This window comes from Marinimicrobium sp. UBA4209, assembly GCF_002381585.1.
Lineage (GTDB): Bacteria > Pseudomonadota > Gammaproteobacteria > Pseudomonadales > Cellvibrionaceae > Marinimicrobium > Marinimicrobium koreense.
The window spans coordinates 30,109-31,058 of sequence record NZ_DFTP01000044.1 but is presented as its reverse complement, the minus strand read 5'-3'; the positions used below and the strand labels follow the sequence as shown (position 1 = coordinate 31,058).

The 950-nt window shown below is 59.9% G+C and carries 1 protein-coding gene; it reads right to left on the bottom strand.

Going from position 1 to position 950, the window contains the following annotated elements:
• A partial coding sequence (locus tag B3187_RS06190; RefSeq protein WP_286805151.1) for a DEAD/DEAH box helicase occupies positions 1 to 796 on the bottom strand: 796 nt, incomplete at its 3' end.
• Positions 797 to 950: the final 154 nt, after the last annotated feature.

Genomic DNA, 950 nt, shown 5'->3' with positions numbered 1-950 from the left:
GCGGCCGATACCAGACATCCACCGGATAGGTACGACCGGACACTTCGATGATGGGGGCATCGTCAAAGTGTTGGGAAAACCGCTCCAGATCGATCGTGGCGGAGGTGATGATGACCTTCAGATCCGGGCGCTTGGGCAGCAACTGTTTGAGAAACCCGAGCAGGAAGTCAATATTGAGGCTGCGTTCGTGGGCCTCGTCGATAATCAGGGTGTCGTAGCGGGACAGAAAGCGATCGTTCTGGATTTCCGCCAGCAGTATCCCGTCGGTCATGACCTTGACCAGGCTCTGCTCACTGGTCTGGTCGGAAAACCGCACCTGGTAACCCACCAGCTCGCCCAGGGGCGACTGAAGCTCCTCGGCAATACGCTGGGAGACGGTGTGCGCGGCCACCCGCCGGGGCTGGGTATGGCCAATCATGCCGCTGACACCCCGCCCCAGTTCGAGACAGATTTTGGGGAGCTGGGTGGTTTTCCCGGAGCCGGTTTCCCCGGCCAGCACCACTACCTGATTATCGCGAATCAGTTCGGCGATTTCGTCCCGCTTGTCGCTGATCGGCAGGTCCGGATACACGATGGTCTGTGGCCGGTGTTGTTCGCGTTGCTCAAACCGCTGTTGGGAGCGTTGCCAGTGTTCCAGCCATTTGCTCTGGTCTTTGTCGACCGGTTGGCCGGCCTTGAGCCGCTCCTGGATGGCCTGCCAGCCTTTGGACAGACGAAACCGGTCCCGACTCAGTACGCGGCTGAGGTCGAGGCGTTGGGGAAATTGGTCGAGGGTCGGTGTTTCGGATTCAGACATAGCCAGCTCGGATGATTAAGCACGGCATGATAGCAGAGAGGGCCGCTGTATCGCAGGGGGTGCCAGTAGAGAGGTGTCGGATTGGCAGCTTCGCATCGTAGTGCTGCGGGTGGGATATAGGGTAACGGCGGATGCGCTTCGCTTATCCGCCCTA